This window comes from Streptomyces sp. NPDC051963, assembly GCF_044593495.1.
Lineage (GTDB): Bacteria > Actinomycetota > Actinomycetes > Streptomycetales > Streptomycetaceae > Streptomyces.
Genome location: NZ_JBIUCC010000001.1, coordinates 1293835 through 1315058, shown reverse-complemented (window position 1 = coordinate 1315058; position 21224 = coordinate 1293835). Strand labels below are relative to the sequence as shown.

Sequence of the window (21224 nt, the reverse complement as noted above, 5' to 3'; positions counted from 1 at the left end):
GGCCGGGTCTACGCGCGCCGCATCGGCGAAATCGCCGGTCTTTACGGTTGAACTAACCCGCCAGTAACGTCAATTGCGTGGTGACTCCGGTGAACCCCCCACCTCTTGACCGCACTTCGCCACACCAGCACCCGGACACGTGGCGACGACTGGCCCCCACGCTCCCCGAAGGCGTCCGTGTGCGCCTGCTGCATTCCGTGTACGGCGATCCGCGCGCGGCCGCCGAGGCGGTACCGCGGCTCACCGCACGGCAGTCCGGCGGCCTCGACCCACTGCCGACCGAACCCGCCGAACTGGCCCCCGCGTTGCTGCGCGCGCACCGCGCCGAGATCCTGGCGCTGCCGGACGACACCCGGCTGCTGCTGCTCCTCGCGGCGGCCGACCAACACCCCGTCCCCACGCATGCCTTCGTGCGCGCCGTCACCGCCGCCGGTCTCGAAACACGCCCCCTGGAAGCGGCAGAGGCGGCCGGGATCGCCCACGCGACGGCGAGCGGTGTGGTGTTCCGGGACGTGTGGACGAGGATCGCCGCGTACGAGACCGGGTCCCCGGCGGACCGGCGCGACGTCCACCGCCTGCTGGCGCGGGTGCTGCGCGGCGACGGTGAGACGGCCGGGCGCTCCTGGCACCGGGCGGCGGGCGCGCTGGGCCCGAGCGCCCGCCTCGCCGCGGAGCTGACCGCGGCCGCGACGAGCGCTCACCGCACGGGCCGGCCCGCCCTCGCCCGCACCCTCGCCGAACGCGCCGCCGTACTTTCCCCCGACCCACGCCGGCAGTCCCGCCTCCACGCCCACGCGGCGGCCTGCGCCTGGGAGTCGGGCGACACCGACCGCGCCCGCCGCCTGGCCGCAGCCCTCACCGACGACGCCCTGACCGGCGTCCTCGCCCTGCGCACCGGCAACGCATCGGAGGCATTCGACGCCCTGCTCACGGCGGCGGTACGGAAGACGGGCCCGCCGCACGAGAAGTGGCACGGCGCCGGGGCGCCCGGGGAGGACGTGGGGTTACCGGACCGTGCGCATCTCTTCGCCCGCGCCACCGAAGCCGCCATCTACACAGGTGACCTGCGTCGGTGCCGGGAAGCCGTACGGATGGCCGGGCAGTCGGGGGTCGCGGCGCCCGGAACGCTCGGTGGGCTGGCGGCCGCAGTGGAGGGACGGTACGACGACGCGCGGGACCTGCTGCGGACGGCGGCCGGGCGATCGGGTCCGGGCGAGGACCCGACCCTGCTCATCCACGCCGGGATCGCCGCCCTGCTGCTCGGCGACCACACCCTCGCCGTGACCGCCACCGTCCGCGCCGCCGCCTCCGCCCGGACGCGGGGCACGACCGTCACCGTGGCGCAGGCCATGGAGTTCCAGGTGTACGCGGACTTCTGGACCGGGCGCCCACGGGCCGGCGAGGCAGCCGCCGCGGACGCCCTGTGGCAGGCGTACGCCACCGGTCAGGACAACGGGGCCTGCCATCTCCAGGCGGCCCTCGCCATGTTCGCGGCGATCACGGGTGACGCGGACGTCTGCCGCGAGCGCGCCGCGACCGTCCGGTCGTACGCCCTGGCCCATGGCCTCGGCCTGCCCGCCGCCCTCGCCCAGTGGGCGCTCGCCTTCCTCGACCTCGGTCACGGCCGGTTCGCCGCCGCGGCGGCACGGCTGCGCGCCCTCGCCGGGTTCGGACCCGGCCACGGCCACCGGGCCATCCGGCACCTGGCCGCCCCGCACTACGTCGAGGCCGCCGTCCGCACCGGCGACACCCGCGTCGCCCGGGCGGCACACGCCGACTACCACCGCTGGGCGAGCGCGGTACGCAGCGCCGACGACCTGGCCCTCAGCGCCCGCTGCCGGGCCCTGCTCGCGCCCGGCGCCGAAGCCTTGGAGCACTACCGCGCCGCCCTCGACCTGCACGCGCACGGCACCCGGGACCTCGAACGCGCCCGTACGGAGCTGCTGTTCGGCGGCGCCCTACGACGGCTGCGCCACCGTACGGAGGCACGGGACCGGCTGCACAGCGCCCTCGCGGCGTTCGAGCACTTCGGCGCTCCGCACTGCGCGGCCCAGGCCCGCACCGAACTCCGCGCACTCGGCACCCCCGCCCCACCCGCACGCGGCGCCCCCGGCAACCCGACGGCCCGGCTCACCGCCCAGCAGTTGGTGGTCGCCCGGATGGCCGCCGAAGGAGCCACCAACCGCGAGATAGCCGTCCGGCTCGCCCTCAGCCCACGCACGATCGACCACCACCTGCGAGGCGTCTTCAGCCGCCTGGGCATCCGCTCCCGCATCGAACTGGTACGGCTGCTCGGCGACGGCGGCCCCATCTGACCGGGCAGCAGGCCTCACGCCCGTGGTTCACCCGAACGGCCGGTGAATTGATCATCGTCGGAATGTCATTGCATTGCGTTGCGCCCGGCGGGAAATACGCTGCTTTCCGCATGCGTAAGGACACGCTGCGTCACAACTGCTCGCTCGAGGAATGACGAAGGGTGTCGACATGACCGATCGAGGCCGCTCAGTGCGGCGCCCGGCCCGGTTCGTCCTGTTCGCGCTCGCCGCATCGGCAGCGGTGCTCGCGGCCGGCCTGCCGCACCCCGCGCCCGCGGCCGCCGCGGCGTCCACGAAGGCAGCGGCCAGGGACGACGTCGATGCCAGCGCCCCGGCCGACGTCACCACGCTCTCCACGGGATGGCAGACACCCTGGGAGATCAAGTTCATGCCGGACGGACGCTCGGCGCTGGTGACCGAGCGGCTCACCTACCAGGTCTACCGCCTCGGCCGCGACGGCAAGAAGACGCGGGTCGGCGAAGTACCGAAGACGGTCCCCGAGCCCTATGACGACGGCCCCGGAGGTCTGCTGGGCGTCACTCCTTCGCCGACCTGGAACGGCAAGAAGGACAAGCAGGTGTTCTTCGTGCACACCACGAAGACCCGGACCGAAGTGGTCCGCATGGACTACGACGGCAAGTCCCTGCGCAACTACAAGGTGCTGCTCGGCGGAATCAAGCGGATCGGGAACCACAACGGCGGTCAGATCGCCTTCGGACCCGACGGATACCTCTACGTCTCGACCGGCGACGCCTACCAGCCGAAGCTCGCGCAGGACAAGAAGTCGCTCAACGGCAAGATCCTCCGGATCACCAAGACCGGCGCCGCGGCCCCCGGCAACCCGTTCGGCACCCGCGTCTACAGCTACGGCCACCGCAATCCGGAGGGCCTGGCATGGGACCGCAACGGTCGCCTGTGGGCGGTCGAAGTCGGCGACAGCACCTGGGACGAACTCAACCTGATCAAGCCGGGCGCCAACTACGGCTGGCCCACCTGTGAGGGTGCCTGCGACGTCAAGGGCATGGTCACCCCGAGGGCCGTCTTCGCCCCGGAGTGGGGCGTGCCCTCCCAACTCGTCGTCGTACGCAACGTCCTGTACGTGTCGTCGCTGCGCGGCCAGCGGCTGTGGCGCATCGCGATCGACGGCGACAGCGAATTCGTCGGCAAGCCGAGCGATTTCTACTCCCAGCAGTTCGGCCGCCTGCGTGCCATCGCCAAGGTGCCCGGCAAGGACGAACTGTGGCTCGGCACCACTGATGCCGGATACGGCAAGGACAAGATCCTCCGCGTGTCCATCAAGTGACCCCACCCGGAAATCAGTCAGAGAGGACGTACCACCCATGAACGAAGCCACGGAACAGCTCAAGCCGGTCGAGCCGATCGCCTCGCCGCAGACGGACATCGCCACCTGGCAGGCGCCCGCCTACGAGATCGTCGACACCGCGCTCGAAGTCACCGCCTACTCCCTCAGTTCCCGCTGACCGACACCATGCTGCTGCTGGTACTCGGCACCGCCGCCGGTGGCGGCATCCCACAGTGGAACTGCGCGTGCCCCGGATGTTCCGGGGCACGCGCCGATCCGCGTCGACGCCGCCGCCACGCCTCCCTCGCCGTACGGACCGACGACGGGCGCTGGTACATCGTCAACGCGACCCCCGACATCGGCGACCAGATCGACGGCCGGCCCGAACTCCACCCGGGTCCCGGCCCCCGCCGGACACCCGTCGCCGGACTGGTCCTCACCGACGCCGAACTCGACCACACCCTGGGCATCGCCCGGCTGCGCGAGGCCGACAGCCTCGAGGTGATCGCCGCTGCCCCGGTCCGAGCGGCACTCCTGGACCGCCTCCACCTAGGCGACGTACTGACGCCGTACACCTCGATGACCTGGCGGGAGCTGCCGCGGCACGGCGCCGAACCGCTGACCCCCGGCGCCTCGGGGCTACAGATCGGCGGCATCCCGGTGTCGGGCAAGCGCCCGCGGTACGCCGCCGACGCCCCGGACGACGAGGCATGGGTCGTCGCCCTGCGCCTGTACGACCCCGCGTCCGGCGCGACCGCGCTCTACGCCCCGGCCCTGGCCGCCTGGCCGGACCGACTCCAACAGGCCGCCGCCGAGGCCGACTGCGTGATCGTGGACGGCACCTTCTGGGACGACGAGGAGCCCCGCCGCACGGGCATCTCCGAACGCACCGCAACCGGCATGGGCCACCTGCCCATCGAGGGACCCGACGGCACCGCCGATCGCCTTGCCGGTCTCGCCGCCCGGTGCCTCTACACGCACCTCAACAACACCAACCCCCTCGTCGACCCGGCCGCGCCCCAGCACAAGCAGCTCGCACGGCTGGGCATCGAGGTGGCGTACGACGGGATGGTGATCGAGCTGTGAACACGGCAGCCGTGAAGTCGGCACCCGCCCCGCTCGCGGAGCCCTGGAGCCCCGCGGAGTTCGAGGCACGACTGCGCGCGGTGGGGGAGGAGCGCTACCACGACACCCATCCCTTCAACCTCCGTATGCACAGCGGCGATCTCAGCCGGGACGAGCTCCGCAGCTGGATCGTCAACCGCTTCCACTACCAGCGCCACATCCCCGTCAAGGACGCCCTGATCACCGCCAAGCTGGACACCGCCGCGTTGCGCCGGATGTGGCTGCGCCGCATCCAGGACCACGACGGGCAGCAGGACGGCGAGGGCGGCATCGAGCGGTGGCTGCGGCTCGGCGAGGCGGCCGGAGTGGACCGGGAGACTCTGCTCGGTGCCGGGAGTGTGCTGCCGGGCGTCCGGCTGGCGGTCGACGGATACGTCAACTTCTGCCGGCTGCGTCCGGCCCTCGAAGCCGTCGCCGCGTCGCTGACCGAACTGTCGGCCCCGGACCTGATGCGCACCCGCATCGAGGCCTTCGAACGCCACTACCCGTGGATCGAAGCCGACGGCCTCGCCTACTTCCGTACCCGTGTCTCGCAGGGCCGGCGCGACAGCGGCGAGGCGCTCGACCTCGTGCTGAGCTGGGCCCGCACCCGGGACGACCAGGAGCGGGCAGTGGCCGCGCTGCGCTTCAAGTGCGACGTCCTGTGGTCGCTGCTCGACGCCGTGGACCAGGCCGGCCGACGGGGGCAGGTGTGACGGCGCCGGTGACCGACTGGCGGCCCGTGCTCGCGCCCGCCATCGTCCTGCGCCACGACCATGCACGCGATACGGACCTGCTGCTCCTTCCCGAACGCGTCGTCGTTCTCAAGGGTGGGGCGGGAACGGTCGTCGGCCTGTGCGACGGCATCCGCAGCATGCGCGACATCGTCGACGAGCTGGCCGAACGCTTCCCCGGCGCCCCCGTGTCCATCGACGTGCCCGCCTTTCTCGAACGGCTGCGTGAGGAGGGCTGGCTGCGATGACCGCCGCGCCCGCCCGTCCCTGGGCCCTGCTGGCCGAACTCACCCATGCCTGTCCGCTCCACTGCGGGTACTGCTCCAACCCGCTGGAGCTGACGCGCCGTTCGCGTGAGCTGACCACCGAGCAGTGGACGGACGTGATGCGTCAGGCGGGCGAGTTCGGCGTGGTCCACACCCATCTCTCGGGCGGTGAACCGCTGCTGCGGAGGGATCTGGAGCCGATCGTCACCGCCGCCGAGGGCGCCGGGATCTACACCCAGCTGGTCACCAGCGGCGTGGGCCTGGACGGGGCCCGGCTGTCCGCGCTCGCCGCCGCCGGGCTGCGCAGCGTCCAGCTGTCCGTCCAGCACGCCGACCCGAGCGCCTCCGACCGGATCGCCGGACGCCGGTCCTTCGCCGAGAAGGAGCGCGCCGCGGCGCTGGTGCGGGCCGCCGGCCTCCCCCTGGGGCTCAATGTCGTCCTGCACCGCCAGAACCTGGACGCCGTCGACGCCCTCATCGAGCTGGGCGTGTCCTGGGGCGTGGACCGCATCGAACTGGCCAACGCGCAGTTCTACGGCTGGGGTCTGCTCAACCGCGCCGCGCTGCTTCCCACGCGCGAACAGCTCGCCCGGGCACGGGACGTCGTCGAGCGGCGGCGTGCGGAGTTCACGCCGGACGGTCCCGACCTGGTCTGGGTCGTCCCCGACTACTTCGACGGCGTGGCCAAGCCGTGCATGGGCGGATGGGGCGCGGTCTCCCTCACGGTCACCCCCGACGGCACCGTCCTGCCGTGCCCGGCCGCGGCCTCGCTGCCGGGTCTTGACCCGCCGAACGTCCGCGACCGTTCGCTCGCCTGGATCTGGGACCACTCCGCGGCGTTCAGCCGCTACCGGGGGACCGACTGGATGGCCGACCCCTGCCGCACCTGTTCCCGCCGCGACGAGGACTTCGGCGGCTGCCGCTGCCAGGCGTACGCACTCACCGGGGACGCCACCCGCACGGATCCCGCATGCCGGCTCTCGCCCGACCACGGGCTGGTCCGGATGCTGGCCGACGACAGCACGGACGAGAGTCCGGCGATCAGACAGCGGGTCCCGGGCCGGGCGGAGAAGGCCGTCACGCCGCCCTGACCCGGACCTGCCCGTGGCTAAGGCGCCTCCCGCACCCGGAACGCCTCCGCGTCCCACAGGCCGTCCAGTCGCGGTGCCAGCCAAGTCGGTGCCGCCGCACGGAAGTCGGCGGGTTCGAGCGACCCCGCCCCCGCGGGCAGCGCCCCGAGCAGCGGGGCGTCGGCGACGATCGGCAGGTCCGCGAGATTGCAACGGGACGCCAGATCCGGCGACTCGGGCCAGCTGCCGATCACCGTGCCCGCCAAGTCGAGCTGACGGGACCGGATTTCGCGCGCCGTCAGTTCCGTCGTGTTCAGCGTGCCCAGCCCCGCCGAGACGACGACCAGCACCGGCGCCCCCAGCAGTCGCGCCGCGTCCGCCAGGGTGCCGCCCGCAGGGTCGAACCGTACGAGGAGTCCGCCCGCACCCTCCACCAGCACCAGGTCGTGCTCGGCGGCCAGCTTGGCGGCGGCCTCGGCGATGTCGTGCGGGTGGACCGGAGCGCGTCCGGCCCGGCGCGCGGCCGTCGCCGGTGCCAGCGGGTCCGGATACCGGGCGAGTTCGACCGCCGTCACGGCACCCGAGAGCCGCGCAACCTCGTCGGCGTCCCCGCGCTCGTCCGGTCGTACGCCCGTCTGCGCGGCCTTGAGGACGGCCACCGACCGTCCGGCCGCGAGCGCGACGGCGGCGACGGCGGCCGTGGTGACGGTCTTGCCGACCTCCGTGCCCGTGCCCGTGATCACCAGGACCGGCATGTCATCCCTCCTGAGCCGCCGCGCACACCGCGCGCGCGATCCGTGCCACGTCCGCGTCGCCGGTGACGTACGGCGGCATCGTATAGACGAGGTCGCGGAACGGCCGCAGCCAGACGCCCTCGCGCACGGCCGCCGCCGTGGCGGCCTGCATGGCCGCCTCGTCGAGGGGGCGGCCGAGCTGGACGACCCCGATGGCGCCCAGGACCCGTACGTCCCGCACGCCCGGCAGGTCGAGCGCCGGAGCCAGCCCCTCCCGCAGTCCCGCCTCGATCCGCTTGACCTCCGCGAGCCAGTCCTGCCCGAGCAGCAGCTCGATGGAGGCGCAGGCGACCGACGCGGCCAGCGGATTGCCCATGAAGGTCGGGCCGTGAGCCAGCACCGGCACCTCGCCGCGCGAGATGCCCTCGGCCACCCGCGAGGTGCACAGCGTCGCCGCCATCGTCATATAGCCGCCGGTGAGCGCCTTGCCGACGCACATCACATCGGGCGTGACGGCCGCGTGCTCCGCCGCGAACAGCGCGCCCGTCCGCCCGAACCCGGTCGCGATCTCGTCGAAGACCAGCAGCACGCCGTATGCGTCGCACGCCTCGCGCAGCACCCGCAGATACGCGGGGGAGTGGAACCGCATGCCGCCCGCACCCTGCACCACCGGCTCGACGATCACCGCGGCCAGTTCGTCGGCGTGCCGCTCGATCAGCGCGCGCAGCCGGTCGGCGTACGACTCGTCGTACTCCGTCGGCGGCGCGTCGGCGAACACCTGGCGCGGGAGGACGCCGCTCCACAGGTCGTGCATCCCGCCCTCGGGGTCGCACACCGACATCGGCTGCCAGGTGTCGCCGTGGTAGCCGCCGCGCCAGGTCAGCAGGCGTTGTTTGGCCGGGCGGCCCACTGAACGCCAGTACTGGAGGCACATCTTGACCGCGACCTCGACCGACACCGAACCGGAGTCGGCGAGGAAGACATGCTCCAGACCGTCAGGCGACATGTCGACAAGGTGCTTCGCGAGGCGTACGGCGGGCTCATGGGTGAGCCCGCCGAACATCACGTGGCTCATCCTGCCGAGCTGCTCCCGCGCGGCCTCGTTGAGCACCGGGTGGTTGTAGCCGTGGATGGCCGACCACCAGGACGACATGCCGTCGACCAGCTCACCCGAGCTGTCGGCGAGCTTCAGGCGCACTCCGCTCGCCGACTCCACGACCAGCGGCTCCATCAGGCCCGGCATGGGTCCGTACGGATGCCAGACGTGCCGCCGGTCCAGGTCCAGCAGCTCGGGGACGGTCAGGTCAGGCATTGGGCGCGAGGTCCGTTCCGGCACCCCGGCGGCGTACGGCGACGAGGTCCGTACGGGCCTCGTTGACCTGAGGCGCTTCGGCTGCGGGAGCACACGCTCCGCCGCCCTCGTGACACCCGCCGGCCGCCCGGTGCTCCGGCAGCGTCACCTGGTCCGTGCCCTCGACCTCGAATCCGGCGTCCGCGATCATGTCCAGGTCGGCCTTGCCCGTCTGGCCCTCGGTGGTCAGATAGTCGCCGAGGAAGATCGAGTTGGCCAGGTGCAGCGCCAGGGGCTGCATCGTGCGCAGATGGACCTCGCGGCCGCCCGCGATCCGTACCTCGACGTCCGGGCAGACGAACCGCACCATCGCCAGGATCCGCAGGCAGCGTTGCGGGGTGAGGTGCCACTCCTTGGCGAGCGGGGTGCCCTCGACGGGGATCAGGAAGTTGACCGGAACCGAGTCCGGGTCCAGCTCGCGCAGCGAGAAGACGACATCGATCAGGTCCTCGTCCGACTCGCCCATACCGGCGATCAGACCCGAGCAGGCGGACAGCCCGGCCGCGTGTGCCTTCTGCACGGTGTCGACGCGGTCGGCGTAGGTGTGGGTGGTGGTGATGTCGCCGTACGTCGACTCGGAGGTGTTGAGGTTGTGGTTGTAGGCGTCGGCGCCGGCCTCGCGCAGCCGCTCGGCCTGGCCGTCGGAGAGCAGACCGAGGCAGGCGCACACCTCGACGCCGTCGTGTCGCTCCTTGATGGCCTTGATTGTGCCCGCGACCCGGTCCACGTCCCGGTCGGTCGGCCCGCGCCCGGACGCCACCAGGCAGACCCGCTTGGCGCCACCGGCGAGCCCCGCGGCCGCCGCCTGGGAGGCCTCGTCGGGCTTGAGCCAGGTGTACTTCAGGATCCCGGTCGTCGAGCCGAGCCGCTGGGAGCAGTAGGAGCAGTCCTCCGGGCACAGGCCGGATTTGAGATTGACGAGATAGTTGAGTTTCACCCGTCGGCCGAACCAGTGCCGGCGTACCTTGCCGGCCGCGGCCACCACATCGAGCAGGTCGTCATCGGAGGTGGCGAGGACGGCCAGGGCTTCCTCGCGGGTCGGCGGCTCGCGCCGAAGCCCCTTGTCCACCAGCGTGTTCAGCAGGTCCATGAGGTCCGATCCTGTCCTACGGGACCGTCCCGGGCCAAGGAGAGAATGAACAACAGAGCCGGATGGACGTGTGGGTATTGCCACACAGTGGGTGGCTGGTCGGGCGACTACTGTCTGTGCACTGCCTACAAAAGTCCCGGAGGAGTCATGGCGTTCGGCTGGATCGACGAACAGGCGGAACTGCGCCGCCGCGCCGGACTGGTACGGACCCTGCGTCCCCGCCCCGCCGACTCGCCGCTGCTCGACCTCGCGAGCAATGACTACCTGGGCCTGGCCCGGCATCCCGAAGTCGTGGAGGGGGCCGGCGCCTCGGCCCGTACCTGGGGCGGCGGCGCCACCGGCTCCCGCCTGGTCACCGGCACGACCGCACTCCACACCGAACTCGAACACGAGCTGGCGGACTTCTGCGGCTTCGAGGCGGCACTGGTGTTCTCCTCCGGATACGCGGCCAACCTCGCCGCGGTCACCGCCCTGGCGCCGCACGGCTCACTGATCGTCTCCGACGCCGGCAACCACGCCTCGCTGATCGACGGCTGCCGGCTGGCCCGCGGTACCACACAGGTGGTTGCGCACGCCGCCCCGGACGCCGTGCGCAAGGCGCTCCAGACGCATGACGGACCTGCCGTCGCCGTGTCCGACACGGTCTTCTCGGTCGACGGCGACGCCGCCCCGCTGACCGAGCTCGCCGCGGCCTGTCGGGAACACGGTGCCGGTCTGGTCGTCGACGACGCCCACGGCCTCGGCGTCCTCGGCGACGGCGGCCGCGGCGCCCCGCACGCGGCGGGACTCGCGGGCGGCGACGACGTCGTCGTGACGGTCACGCTGTCCAAGTCGCTCGGCAGCCAGGGCGGCGCGGTGCTCGGCCCCGCCCGGGTCGTCGAGCACTTGGTCAACGCGGCACGCACGTTCATCTTCGACACGGGACTCGCCCCCGCCGCGGCGGGGGCGGCCCTGGCGGCGCTCAGGCTGCTGCGCCGGGAACCGGAGCGGGCTGCGCGGGCACGCGCGGTGGCACGCGAACTCCACGCACGCCTGACCGCCGCGGGTCTGGAGGCGGTACGTCCGGACGCCGCGGTCGTCTCCGTGCGCGCGCCGTCCCCGGAGGGTGCCGTGCGGTGGGCGGCCGACTGCCGTGCGGCAGGTCTCGCCGTGGGCTGCTTCCGTCCTCCTTCCGTGCCCGACGGCATCTCACGGCTGCGGCTGACCGCCCGCGCGGACCTCTCCGAGGCCCAGATCGAACGCGCTGTAGAGGTGATCGGCGAGACGCGACCATGAGTCGGCGTTGCATGGCCGTGCGTCGCGCGATCGATTGACCGGTCACATGGGTCGGGATGTGCGGGGGGTCATCGGAACGCGGCCATGAATCCCGCCCAGCTCTCGGGGGAGAAGAGCAGCGCGGGTCCGGCCGGGTCCTTGGAGTCGCGCACGGCGAGCCGTCCGGCCCAGGGACCGGAAAGCGGTCGGGCCGTCTCGACGCAGTTGTTCGCTCCTGTGCTGTAGCTGCTGCGCAGCCACCGCACGCCGTGCGGATCTGTACTGGAAGGTTCGTTCCGAGGCAGTGCAGACATGGTGCCTCCTTACGCGCCGTCACCTATCCCGGCGATGTAGTCCAACGAGTCCTCGGGCGAAAGGGCGTGGAACTGAAGGGTGTTGAAGGCCTCCGTGTAGGCCTGGAGGTCTTCTTTCCGTTCGAGGTAGAGGCTACTCGTCAAGTGGTCGAGAACAACCACGTCCAGATCAGATGTGCTCGAAAATGAGAAGATAACGAAAGGCCCAGTGATGCCGATGTGGGCTCCGGCCGCGAACGGCAGGACCTGAAGCCGCACTTGGGGGTAGCGGGCCGCTTCCATGAGCCGCTCCAGCTGCCGGGCCATGACATCCGGCCCGCCGATCTCCCGGTGCAGCACCGCCTCGTCGAGCACCGCGCTCAGCACCAGGGGCGGCTGCGAGCGCAGCACGTCCTGCCTGGCCAGGCGCACTTCCACCAGCGCGTCCAGCCGTTCGTCCGATTCCTCGTCCAGTCCGCCCACCGCGGCCCGGGTCACCGCCCGGGCGTATTCGGGCGTCTGCAACAACCCGGGAACGACGGAGGTCTCCAGTGTGCGCATCGCGCTCGCCTGGGATTCGAGGCTGATGAAGTCCCGGTAGGTCGGCGGCAGCACGCCCCGATACGCATGCCACCAGTGGTGCCGCCCGGCACCGTCGTCCGATCCCGCCAACACCACGAGCAACTCCCGCAGTTGCGGATCCGCCACTTCGTAGGCGTCGAGGAGTAACCGCACATCGGCCGGTTTCACACCGCTCGCGCCGGTTTCGATGCGGCTCACCTTGGACTGGTGCCAGCCCACGAGCCGGGCCGCCTCGCCGCTGGTGAGTCCGGCGCCGGTGCGCAGCGTGCGCAATTCGGCGCCCAGTTTTCGGCGGCGTACCGCGGGACCGTGCTGCATGGGCTCCTCCTTACTCCTTCCGTGCCGTCCAAATACGCTCTGCCGTCGCAGAGTTCACCGCTTCGAGCGACAGATATATGCATATCTTGGTGGATCGCACCCGTGACCGGTCCGGTGATGGCAGTCTGGCGACGAAGCACCAGTCCGGGACCGTACTCGAACCCTCCGATCCGTGTCGGACTGCGGTCCCGTCGGAAAGGGACGACGTCGCCATGGCAGACCATCTGGAAGCATCCGTCACTCTGCCGAGCGATCCCGCTTCGGTCTCCGCGGCTCGCACCTATGTGGTCGGCACCCTGGTGGAGTGGGGACTGCCCGCCGACACGGAACTGGCCGACACGGTCCGCCTCATCGTCTCCGAACTCGCCACCAACGCCGTACAGCACACTTTCGGGCAGTCACCCACCTTCACGGTGGACATCGACCTCGACCGTGACGAACAACTGCACATCGGCGTGACCGACAGTCACCCGCGGCTTCCCAAGCGGCTGCCCGCGGCAGTGCAGCAGGACAACGGCCGCGGCCTGGTCATCATCCGCTGGCTGACCGCCGAATGCGGCGGCAAACTGAGAATCCGGCCCACTCGCGAGGGCGGCAAGACCGTCTCCATCGAACTGCCCTGGACGGTCCCGGCGCGGCCGGTGAGCACGGCGGTTCAGCAGGAACCTTAGGAATCAAGCCCGGACGCGGTGGCGGCGCGTCAGGGCGCCGCCACCGCGTCGCTCAGGTCACTTGACCCGGCCGTACCAGACGCTCTTGGTCCAGATCTTCGACAGTCTTACGACGTCCCCGGTCTTCGGGGAGTGCCAGATCTTTCCCTTCCCGGCGTAGATGCCGACGTGGTAGACGTTCGAGCCCGAGTGGAAGAACACCAGGTCTCCGGCCTTGCGGCTCTTGCCGGAGATGTGGCGCGTCTTGTTGTACTGCTGAGCCGCCGTACGCGGCAGGCTCTTGCCCGCCTTCTTGTACGAGTACAGCGTCAGCCCCGAGCAGTCGAACCGGCGCGGTCCGGTGGCGCCGTACTTGTACGGCGCGCCCTTCTTGGAGGCCGCGACCTGGAGCGCCTTCGTCGCCGGAGTGGCGGCCTCGGCCTCGGAGACGAGGCCCGGCGCCACGATGGAGCCGCCCACGGCGGCGAGGGTGAGAGCCGATGCCGTGCCGGCTCGGGCCATCAGCGACGGGACACGATTGAGCGCAGTCATGCGCAACCCTTCGTCAGCCGCCTGTGAAGGATGACCTGTCGGATTCGGGCTGGCGAAGTTGCCCGGCCGCTGACGCGGCTTCACCCCAAGGGCTGCTCGGCGCGGTCATGGCGTGACCGTTCCGGCGACCCGTCGTGCTCGGGTCCTCCACTCCTGCCGATCCACTCCTGTCGACCGGTCATCCGGGCGGCGGCAGGACTCGGCGTCCGCCCGGATCGCCCCGCCGCTCTGGCGGGGTCTTGTCGTCAGACAGGGATCTTCACGCACGGATGAACGAAAGACCCAATGGAATCGGGTATTTGTGGGGTTACTCACCACTCACCCGTTCGGGTGGACACCCCTCTGTTCGAGCGAGTGTCGAGGGCCTCGCTGACCCCCCGACCAGCACGGAAGGGTCTCAACCGCCTTCGAGATACGCGTGTTGCGCAAGCTCTGCGGTCCCAAAAAATGACAAACGTCTACTCCGAACAGGGGTACGCCATTTGGTCCGTTTCAGCGCCGGTCCGGACGTCTCGCCGTCGTGGCGGATATCCGGACCGGAGGTGGAGTGCGTCAACTGTCGGAGCGCGGCGGAACGATGACACGCGCCGTCCGGCGCTCGCCGTCCAGAACGCGCATCGCCCGCGTGAGCGTAGGGGCGTGCAACTCCGTCTCGCCCCGCTGGTGCATCAGCGCCAGCGCGTCGCGCAGTTCGCTCGCCTTGGACACCAACGCCTGGGCGGCGCGCAGTCCGCGGTACGTGTCCCCGTGGTGGGCCGGGTTGATCCGGCCGAGCAGGTCGACCACATCGAGATAACGGTCGATCAACTCGCCCTCGGCGCACGTGAGGGCGGGCAGCGGCGGAAGCTCGGGTGGGAGCACCGGCGTGTCACTTCCCGGTGGGCGGGGCGATGGTGGACCTGCGGCTGGGGATGATCCGGTCCACCAGCCCGTAGTCCAGGGCCTCCTGGGCGGTGAGGATCTTGTCCCGCTCGATGTCCGCGCTCACCTGGTCGTGCGTGCGTCCGGTGTGCCGTACGAGCATCTCCTCCAGGCGGACGCGCACCCGCATCAACTCCTCGGCGTGGATGGCGAGATCGCTGGCCTGCCCCTGGATCGGCTCCGGCAGCGCCGGCTGATGGATCACCATGCGAGCGCCCGGCAGCGCGAACCGCTTGCCCGCCGTGCCCGCGGCCAGCAGCACGGCGGCGGACGAGCCCGCCTGGCCCAGGCAGATGGTCTCCACGTCGCAGGTGATGAACCGCATCGTGTCGTAGATCGCCGACATCGCGCTGAAGGAGCCGCCGGGGGAGTTGATGTAGAGCGAGATGTCCCGGTCCGGGTCCTGGTACTCGAGGTGCATGAACTGCGCCATGACGTCGTTCGCCGAGGTGTCGTCGACCGGCGTACCGAGGAAGACGATCCGCTCCTCCAGCAGCTTCGAGTAGGGATCCATCGTCTTCTGCCCGAAGCTGGTGCGCTCCGTGAATTCGGGCAGGACGTAGCGGGCGGACGGTCGGTTCATGGCGAACCCCTCCTCGACAGTGCTGTCTCTGTAGAAAATGTACAGGACGTACAGAGTGAAGGGTGAGGGGGTTCGCTCAGCGCGGACGCCGTGATGTCGGGCGAGGTGGTCAGCGGCCTTCTGGTGGCTGGTGCAGCCCGAAGGCCGACCCCTGGTCGTCCCGGCACAGCTTGAACCGGCCGAAGCGGGCCTCCGAGTCGGGGTCCTCCGCGCCGAGTTCCTCGGTCGTGCCGCCCAGTTCGAGGACCTTCGCGACGGCGGCGTCCAGGTCGTCGACCCGGAAGAACAGGTAAGGGGAGGCGCCCGCGTCGCCGCCGTGCAGCCCGCCGGGCACACCCGGGGTGCCGATGGAGAAGCCGCTTCCGGAGGGGCCGGGTTCGAGATCCCAGTCGAACAGGGTGCCGTAGAAGGCGCGCCCTCGCTCCGGGTCGGCCACGCCCAGCTCGAAGAAGGACGGCTCGCCTGCCATGGGAGGCCTCCTGCGGTCGGCGATGCGGAGTCCCTGCGCCTCTCATCGTCCTCCCGACGGGATTTCGTGGCCACCGTAAACTGGGGACATGGCCTACGAGATTCCGGTGACGCAAGCCAGGGCTGAGCTCGCCGACCTGATCAACAAGGTGGTGTACGGCGGTGAGCGCGTCGTCGTGACACGGCACGGCAAGCCTCTCGTCGCCCTTGTCTCCGCCGCCGACCTCGAACGACTCGAGCAGCTTCAGGAGCCCGCGGACGAGCAGGTGATCAGCTCCGTCTCGGCTGTGCGTGAGCTCGCGGCCGCTCCCCGTGAACGGCAGCGGTTCGGCATCGCGGCGGAGCATCGGGGGGCCGACCCCGCGTAGCGCTCCGGCGGTCTCAGCCCCGAGACGCGACTGCCGCGCACCCTGAGGTGCGCGGCAGGCTGTGGTGGGGCCCGGTCAGCCGACCGGCGAGAGCTCTCGCTCGGTCGCCGGGGTGCCCGTCCTCGTGCGTGACTTCAGGGCGCTGCCGAGGAGCACCGCGCTCAGACCCAGTGCCGCCCACCAGGTCAGGGTGAGAGCGGGTCCCGTCGCCGCCGCGCCGTCGAAGAAGGACACCGAGCGCAGCAGGGTCGTCCCCGCGCCCGGCGGCAGCCACTGGCCGATCGTGCCGACCGGCTCCGGCAGCATCTGGGGTGCCGAGGCCGCTCCGGACCACGGGTTGCCGAAGAGCATCACCACGCCGGCCGTGATGCCGATCCCGGCGGGGCCGATGAGCGCGGCGAGTCCGGCGATCGCGCCGCTCACGGCCAGCGTCGCCAGGCCGAGCGACGCGGCCTGGGTCCACCAGTCACCGGCGAGGACGTCGAGCCAGCTGTCCGCGATCGTGGTCGCCGCGATACCGACCAGTGCGGCGGCGCCGATCAGTGCGGCCACGGCACGCAGACCGCGGAGCCCGAGGAGCGTCACCACCGAGCCGGTCGCGATTCCGGCCAGCGCGAGTGGCAGCACGCTCGCGTTGAGGGCCGCGCCGCGCGGGTCGTTCTCGGGGGCCGGGACGACGTCGACGGTCCTGACCGCGTTCATCTCGGCGGACGCCTGCTGGAGCAGTTGTGCGACGACCGGGCTCGCGGCCGTCGAGTTCAGCAGTTCGGGGCCTTCGGGGGTGACGACGATCGCGCCGTATACGGTCCGGTCCTCGATGGCGTCCCGGGCGGCGGCCTCGTCGGCGTAGCGGTGGATCTCGAAGGCGCCGTCCTGTCGCGCCAGCCGCTCCTCCATCTGTGCCGTTGCGGCGGCGGGCCCGGCCACGCCGAGCGGCAGGTCGTGCGGCGCGGTGCGGGCCGCGGGCCAGGCGAAGGCCCACAGCGCCAGTGCCGCGAGGACGGGGACGAGGACGAGTACGGCGATCAGGCGGCGGGTGTGCGACGGGGCTGACGCGGAGCCGCCGGCGCGTGCAGCGGTGACGGTGGACATGGGTTTCCCCTCGGATCGGCGGGGCCGCCCGGAGCGTGGGTGGCCGGGAGGCCGGCTGCGCGGGTGGCCGTCAAGAGAAGGACCGTAAAAAGAAGGATCGTTCGTTTTGCTGTGCCACCACCGTCTTGCGGATGCCGCTCCTTGTCAAGAAGGAATGTTCGTTTTACGTTGTGGACCATGGCCCGCGTATCCCAGGCACACCTCGACGCCCGTCGCCGTCAGATCCTCGACGGCGCCGCCCGCTGCTTCGCACGCAACGGCTTCCACGCCACCTCCATGCAGGACGTGCTGAAGGAGGTGGATCTCTCGGCCGGCGCGGTGTACCGCTACTTCAGCGGCAAGGACGAGCTGATCACCGCGATCGCCAAGGAGGTGCTCGGCGAGATCCGCGCGGCCTTCGACGACGTCACCCGGCAGAGTCCGCCCCCGCCGCCGGACCTGCTGGTCGGCGAGGTCCTCGGCCGGACGCTCCGCATCTGGTCGTCGCTGAACGAGAACGGCGAACCGGTCCTCCCGCGTCTGATCATGCAGGTCTGGGCCGAGACCGTGCGCAACGAGGAGTTGTCGGCCGTCCTGAGGGAGGTGCACTCGACGCTGCGCGGGGCCTGGGCGCAGGCCGTCGAGGCCTACCAGGACGCCGGAATCATGGCGCCGGACATCCCCGCGGACCATGTGGCACGCACCATGATCGCCACGGTGCAGGGCTTCGTCGCGCAGCAGGCCCTGTTCGGGACGGTCCCCGTCGAGGTCCTCCAGGACGGTCTGCGGGCCTTGATGAGCATGCGGCCCAACGGGCCGGAGGCTGATGGATCACAGCCCGGTTAACGCGCCCGAAACTCGTGACAACGTGCCTGAAACTCCTTCCAACTAGCCTGCCCATCCACGCCACCAGGCACTTTGCCCCGTGGTCGAGGCAACCGGACCCCGCACGGTCCGGAGCGAGGATGTGAGGTGGGACGTGCAACTGACCCCGCACGAGCAGGAGAGGCTGCTCATCCACGTGGCAGCCGACGTGGCCGAGAAGCGCCGTGCCCGCGGGCTCAGGCTCAACCACCCCGAGGCGGTCGCCCTGATCACCTCGCACATCCTCGAAGGCGCCCGTGACGGCCGTACGGTCGCCGAGCTGATGTCCTCCGGACGCAAGCTGCTCACCCGGGACGACGTCATGGAAGGCATCCCCGAGATGATCCACGACGTCCAGGTCGAGGCGACGTTCCCGGACGGCACCAAGCTCGTCACCGTCCACGACCCGATCGTCTGAGGGGATGGCCGATGAATCCCGGAGTGCTGATGAAACCCGGAGCGCCGAAGAATCCGGAAGCTCCGAAGAACCCCGGAGCGAGCCGATGATCCCTGGCGAGATCCTGTTTGCCGACGGGCCCGTTGTGTACAACGAGGGCCGCGAGGTCACCGGCCTGACCGTCCTCAACGCCGCCGACCGGCCCGTCCAGGTCGGCTCCCACTACCACTTCGCCGAGGCCAACCCCGGTCTGGACTTCGACCGCGCCGCCGCCCGCGGCAAGCGGCTCAACATCGCCGCCGGCACCGCCGTGCGCTTCGAGCCCGGGATCCCCGTCGACGTCGAACTCGTCCCCCTGGCCGGCGCCCGTGTCGTGCCCGGTCTGCGCGGGGAGACCGGAGGTGCCCTCGATGCCTGAGATCTCGCGTGCCGCGTACGCCGACCTGTTCGGCCCGACCACCGGCGACCGGATCCGGCTGGCCGACACCGATCTGCTGATCGAGATCGAGGAGGATCGTTCCGGCGGGCCCGGACTCGCCGGTGACGAGGCCGTGTTCGGCGGGGGCAAGGTCATCCGTGAGTCCATGGGCCAGTCGCGCGCTACGCGCGCAGACGGCACGCCGGACACCGTTATCACGGGTGTGGTGGTGGTCGACCACTGGGGGATCGTCAAAGCCGACGTCGGCATCCGGGACGGCCGGATCACCGGCATCGGCAAGGCGGGCAACCCCGACACCATGGACGGTGTGCACCCCGACCTCGTCATCGGCCCCGAGACCGAGGTCATCGCGGGCAACGGACGGATCCTCACGGCCGGCGCCATCGACGCGCACGTCCACTTCATCTGCCCGCAGATCGCCGACGAGGCACTCTCGGCGGGCATCACGACGCTGATCGGCGGCGGCACCGGACCGGCCGAGGGTTCCAAGGCGACCACCGTGACGCCCGGTCCCTGGCATCTGGCGCGGATGCTGGAGGCGATGGAGGCCTATCCCGTCAACTTCGGTCTGCTGGGCAAGGGCAACACCGTCTCGCACGAGGCGATGCTGTCCCAGATCCGCGGCGGGGCGCTCGGTCTCAAGCTGCACGAGGACTGGGGCTCGACCCCGGCCGTCATCGATGCCTCGCTGACCGTCGCCGACCAGACCGGCATCCAAGTCGCCATCCACACGGACACGTTGAACGAGGCAGGGTTCGTCGGCGACACCCTCGCCGCGATCGCCGGACGAGGCATCCACGCGTACCACACGGAGGGCGCCGGCGGCGGGCATGCGCCCGACATCATGACCGTGGTCTCCGAACCGCATGTGCTGCCGAGCTCGACCAATCCGACCCGGCCGTTCACCGTGAACACCGCCGAGGAACACCTCGACATGCTGATGGTGTGCCACCACCTGAACGCGGCCGTGCCGGAGGACCTGGCGTTCGCGGAATCCAGGATCCGGCCGTCCACGATCGGCGCCGAGGACATACTCCACGACCTCGGGGCGATCTCGATCATCTCGTCGGACGCCCAGGCCATGGGCCGCGTCGGCGAGGTCGTCATGCGGACCTGGCAGACGGCGCACGTGATGAAGCGGCGGCGGGGTGCCCTGCCGGGTGACGGTCGCGCGGACAATCGCCGGGTACGTCGCTATGTCGCGAAGTACACGATCAACCCGGCGCTCGCGCAGGGCCTTTCGGGCGAGATCGGCTCCGTCGAGACGGGCAAGCTCGCCGACCTGGTGCTGTGGGAGCCCGCGTTCTTCGGCGTCAAGCCGCACCTCGTCATCAAGGGCGGTCAGATCGCGTATGCGCAGATGGGCGACGCGAACGCCTCCATTCCGACCCCGCAACCGATCCTTCCGCGGCCGATGTTCGGTGCGATCGGGCGGGCGCCCGCGTCCAACTCGGTCAACTTCGTGGCGCCGCTGGCGATCGAGGACGGGCTGCCGGAACGGCTCCAGCTCGGGAAGGCGTTCGTGGCTATCGAGTCGACGCGTGCCGTGACCAAGGCCGACATGCGCGAGAACGACGCGCGGCCCCGGGTCCAGGTCGACCCCGACAGCTTCGCCGTGCACATCGACGGTGAGCTCGTCGAGGCGACTCCGGCCGCCGAACTGCCCATGGCCCAGCGTTACTTCCTCTTCTGAGGCCGGGTTCGATGTCCAGGGCAGCGCTACTCGTACTGGCCGACGGCCGGTTCCCCGCCGGGGGGCATGCGCACTCCGGCGGGGCCGAGGCCGCGGTCAAGGCCGGGCGGGTGACCGGTGCGGCGAGTCTGGAAGCCTTCTGCCGGGGGCGGTTGCACACGGCCGGGCTGGTGTCGGCGGCGCTGGCGGCGGCCGCCGCGGTGGGCGTCGATCCGCTGTCGCTGGACGCGGCCGCTGACGCCCGCACTCCGTCTCCGGCGTTGCGGGTTGCCGCGCGGAAGCTGGGGCGGCAGTTGATGCGGGCCGCGCGGGCGACCTGGCCGTCCCCTGAACTCGACGCGCTGGCACGGGAGTTTCCCAAGGGGGCCCATCAGCCGGTGGTGCTCGGGCTTGCCGCTCGGGCTGCCGGGTTGGGGGCCGTCGATGCGGCGTACTGCGCGGCGTACGAGAGTGTGAGCGGGCCGGCGTCGGCGACGGTGCGGTTGCTGAGTCTTGATCCGTTCGACGCCACGGGGGTGCTGGCGCGGTTGGCGCCCGAGATGGACCGGGTGGCGGATCGGGCGGTGGAGGCGGCTCGGCGGGTGGTCGATGACGGGGTCGATGTGCTGCCCGCGGGTTCGGCTCCGCTGTTGGAGGTCGGGGCGGAGGTGCATGCGGCTTGGGCTGTACGGCTGTTTGCGTCCTAGGGGTTTCTCGCCCCCGCCGCCCCTACCCGTCCCTGGGGGCTCCGCCCCCAGACCCCCGCTATCGGCCTGAACGGCCTCGTCCTCAACCGCCGGACGGGCTGGATGATGCTCGGCCCGG

25 protein-coding genes and 1 riboswitch are annotated in these 21224 nt (G+C 71.1%); of the genes, 15 read left to right on the top strand and 10 right to left on the bottom strand.

Annotation, left to right across the window (positions count from 1 at the left end; genetic code table 11):
• Positions 1 to 77: 77 nt before the first annotated feature.
• The 7 genes from ACIHFB_RS05615 to pqqE all read left to right on the top strand — a co-directional run bounded on the left by ACIHFB_RS05615 (position 78) and on the right by pqqE (position 6813).
• The gene (locus ACIHFB_RS05615) at positions 78 to 2315 is read left to right on the top strand and encodes a LuxR C-terminal-related transcriptional regulator (RefSeq protein WP_400125386.1); all 2238 of its coding nucleotides are present in this window, start codon (positions 78 to 80) and stop codon (positions 2313 to 2315) included.
• Between the two features lie 169 nt (positions 2316 to 2484).
• Positions 2485 to 3618, top strand: a complete 1134-nt coding sequence (locus tag ACIHFB_RS05610) for a PQQ-dependent sugar dehydrogenase (RefSeq protein WP_365270514.1) — start codon at positions 2485 to 2487, stop codon at positions 3616 to 3618.
• A 37-nt stretch (positions 3619 to 3655) separates the two neighbouring features.
• Positions 3656 to 3796, top strand: coding sequence for a pyrroloquinoline quinone precursor peptide PqqA (pqqA, locus tag ACIHFB_RS05605; RefSeq protein ID WP_365270511.1), 141 nt, complete (start codon positions 3656 to 3658; stop codon positions 3794 to 3796).
• An 8-nt stretch (positions 3797 to 3804) separates the two neighbouring features.
• Positions 3805 to 4704, top strand: a complete 900-nt coding sequence (gene pqqB / locus ACIHFB_RS05600) for a pyrroloquinoline quinone biosynthesis protein PqqB (RefSeq protein ID WP_400125383.1) — start codon at positions 3805 to 3807, stop codon at positions 4702 to 4704.
• Complete coding sequence (pqqC, locus tag ACIHFB_RS05595; RefSeq protein ID WP_400125381.1) at positions 4701 to 5438, top strand: pyrroloquinoline-quinone synthase PqqC; 738 nt, start codon at positions 4701 to 4703, stop codon at positions 5436 to 5438. The genes pqqB and pqqC overlap by 4 nt, the downstream gene beginning before the upstream one ends.
• A complete protein-coding gene (pqqD, locus tag ACIHFB_RS05590; protein ID WP_365270505.1) occupies positions 5435 to 5704 on the top strand; it encodes a pyrroloquinoline quinone biosynthesis peptide chaperone PqqD in 270 nt (89 codons plus the stop codon). Before pqqC ends, pqqD begins: the two co-directional genes overlap by 4 nt.
• Positions 5701 to 6813 carry a pyrroloquinoline quinone biosynthesis protein PqqE gene (gene pqqE / locus ACIHFB_RS05585; RefSeq protein ID WP_400125380.1) on the top strand — a complete coding sequence of 371 codons (1113 nt, stop codon included), beginning with the start codon at positions 5701 to 5703 and terminating at the stop codon, positions 6811 to 6813. Before pqqD ends, pqqE begins: the two co-directional genes overlap by 4 nt.
• A gap of 17 nt (positions 6814 to 6830) precedes the next feature.
• On the opposite strand, the gene bioD is transcribed toward pqqE, so the two are convergent.
• From bioD to bioB, 3 genes are read right to left on the bottom strand one after another with little or no spacing between them, the layout of a single operon-like run.
• The gene (gene bioD, locus ACIHFB_RS05580) at positions 6831 to 7547 is read right to left on the bottom strand and encodes a dethiobiotin synthase (protein WP_365270499.1); all 717 of its coding nucleotides are present in this window, start codon (positions 7545 to 7547) and stop codon (positions 6831 to 6833) included.
• A gap of 1 nt (position 7548) precedes the next feature.
• On the bottom strand, positions 7549 to 8838 hold the full coding sequence (locus ACIHFB_RS05575; RefSeq protein WP_400125377.1) for an adenosylmethionine--8-amino-7-oxononanoate transaminase: 1290 nt from the start codon (positions 8836 to 8838) through the stop codon (positions 7549 to 7551).
• Positions 8831 to 9967: a biotin synthase BioB gene (gene bioB, locus ACIHFB_RS05570; RefSeq protein WP_365270493.1), complete on the bottom strand. Its 1137-nt coding sequence runs from the start codon at positions 9965 to 9967 to the stop codon at positions 8831 to 8833. Before bioB ends, ACIHFB_RS05575 begins: the two co-directional genes overlap by 8 nt.
• Positions 9968 to 10114: 147 nt before the next feature.
• Here bioB and ACIHFB_RS05565 point away from each other — a divergent pair, with 147 nt between their 5' ends.
• A complete protein-coding gene (locus ACIHFB_RS05565) occupies positions 10115 to 11242 on the top strand; it encodes an 8-amino-7-oxononanoate synthase (RefSeq protein ID WP_400125375.1) in 1128 nt (375 codons plus the stop codon).
• A gap of 68 nt (positions 11243 to 11310) precedes the next feature.
• Here the strand turns inward: ACIHFB_RS05565 and ACIHFB_RS05560 are convergent, their stop codons facing one another.
• Complete coding sequence (locus tag ACIHFB_RS05560; RefSeq protein WP_365270488.1) at positions 11311 to 11535, bottom strand: DUF397 domain-containing protein; 225 nt, start codon at positions 11533 to 11535, stop codon at positions 11311 to 11313.
• 9 nt (positions 11536 to 11544) lie between these two features.
• Positions 11545 to 12414 carry a helix-turn-helix domain-containing protein gene (locus ACIHFB_RS05555; protein WP_400125373.1) on the bottom strand — a complete coding sequence of 290 codons (870 nt, stop codon included), beginning with the start codon at positions 12412 to 12414 and terminating at the stop codon, positions 11545 to 11547.
• A gap of 212 nt (positions 12415 to 12626) precedes the next feature.
• Between ACIHFB_RS05555 and ACIHFB_RS05550 the strand changes: the two genes are divergently transcribed.
• A complete protein-coding gene (locus tag ACIHFB_RS05550) occupies positions 12627 to 13085 on the top strand; it encodes an ATP-binding protein (protein WP_365270483.1) in 459 nt (152 codons plus the stop codon).
• A 57-nt stretch (positions 13086 to 13142) separates the two neighbouring features.
• On the opposite strand, the gene ACIHFB_RS05545 is transcribed toward ACIHFB_RS05550, so the two are convergent.
• The 4 genes from ACIHFB_RS05545 to ACIHFB_RS05530 all read right to left on the bottom strand — a co-directional run bounded on the left by ACIHFB_RS05545 (position 13143) and on the right by ACIHFB_RS05530 (position 15589).
• Positions 13143 to 13616, bottom strand: coding sequence for a C40 family peptidase (locus ACIHFB_RS05545; protein WP_365270480.1), 474 nt, complete (start codon positions 13614 to 13616; stop codon positions 13143 to 13145).
• Positions 13617 to 13619: 3 nt separating this feature from the next.
• A riboswitch (cyclic di-AMP (ydaO/yuaA leader) is annotated at positions 13620 to 13831 on the bottom strand.
• Positions 13832 to 14168: 337 nt separating this feature from the next.
• A complete protein-coding gene (locus ACIHFB_RS05540) occupies positions 14169 to 14477 on the bottom strand; it encodes a hypothetical protein (protein WP_400125371.1) in 309 nt (102 codons plus the stop codon).
• Between the two features lie 7 nt (positions 14478 to 14484).
• Positions 14485 to 15120 carry an ATP-dependent Clp protease proteolytic subunit gene (locus tag ACIHFB_RS05535; RefSeq protein ID WP_365270474.1) on the bottom strand — a complete coding sequence of 212 codons (636 nt, stop codon included), beginning with the start codon at positions 15118 to 15120 and terminating at the stop codon, positions 14485 to 14487.
• 109 nt (positions 15121 to 15229) lie between these two features.
• The gene (locus ACIHFB_RS05530) at positions 15230 to 15589 is read right to left on the bottom strand and encodes a VOC family protein (protein ID WP_365270471.1); all 360 of its coding nucleotides are present in this window, start codon (positions 15587 to 15589) and stop codon (positions 15230 to 15232) included.
• 88 nt (positions 15590 to 15677) lie between these two features.
• Here ACIHFB_RS05530 and ACIHFB_RS05525 point away from each other — a divergent pair, with 88 nt between their 5' ends.
• Positions 15678 to 15956 carry a type II toxin-antitoxin system Phd/YefM family antitoxin gene (locus tag ACIHFB_RS05525; protein ID WP_365270468.1) on the top strand — a complete coding sequence of 93 codons (279 nt, stop codon included), beginning with the start codon at positions 15678 to 15680 and terminating at the stop codon, positions 15954 to 15956.
• Positions 15957 to 16031: 75 nt separating this feature from the next.
• On the opposite strand, the gene ACIHFB_RS05520 is transcribed toward ACIHFB_RS05525, so the two are convergent.
• Entirely contained in the window at positions 16032 to 17048 is a 1017-nt protein-coding gene (locus ACIHFB_RS05520; protein WP_400125368.1) for an ABC transporter permease, read from the bottom strand.
• A gap of 177 nt (positions 17049 to 17225) precedes the next feature.
• On the opposite strand from ACIHFB_RS05520, the gene ACIHFB_RS05515 reads away from it, so the two are divergent.
• The 5 genes from ACIHFB_RS05515 (at position 17226) to ACIHFB_RS05495 (ending at position 21106) form a co-directional block, all read left to right on the top strand.
• Positions 17226 to 17873 (top strand): TetR/AcrR family transcriptional regulator, encoded by a 648-nt coding sequence (locus ACIHFB_RS05515; protein WP_365270462.1) that lies wholly within the window; start codon positions 17226 to 17228, stop codon positions 17871 to 17873.
• A 133-nt stretch (positions 17874 to 18006) separates the two neighbouring features.
• Positions 18007 to 18309 carry an urease subunit gamma gene (locus ACIHFB_RS05510; RefSeq protein WP_028808600.1) on the top strand — a complete coding sequence of 101 codons (303 nt, stop codon included), beginning with the start codon at positions 18007 to 18009 and terminating at the stop codon, positions 18307 to 18309.
• 85 nt (positions 18310 to 18394) lie between these two features.
• A complete protein-coding gene (locus ACIHFB_RS05505; RefSeq protein WP_365270458.1) occupies positions 18395 to 18706 on the top strand; it encodes an urease subunit beta in 312 nt (103 codons plus the stop codon).
• A complete protein-coding gene (locus ACIHFB_RS05500) occupies positions 18699 to 20420 on the top strand; it encodes an urease subunit alpha (RefSeq protein WP_400125366.1) in 1722 nt (573 codons plus the stop codon). Before ACIHFB_RS05505 ends, ACIHFB_RS05500 begins: the two co-directional genes overlap by 8 nt.
• An 11-nt stretch (positions 20421 to 20431) precedes the next feature.
• Entirely contained in the window at positions 20432 to 21106 is a 675-nt protein-coding gene (locus tag ACIHFB_RS05495; protein WP_365270452.1) for an urease accessory UreF family protein, read from the top strand.
• Positions 21107 to 21224 lie beyond the last annotated feature (118 nt).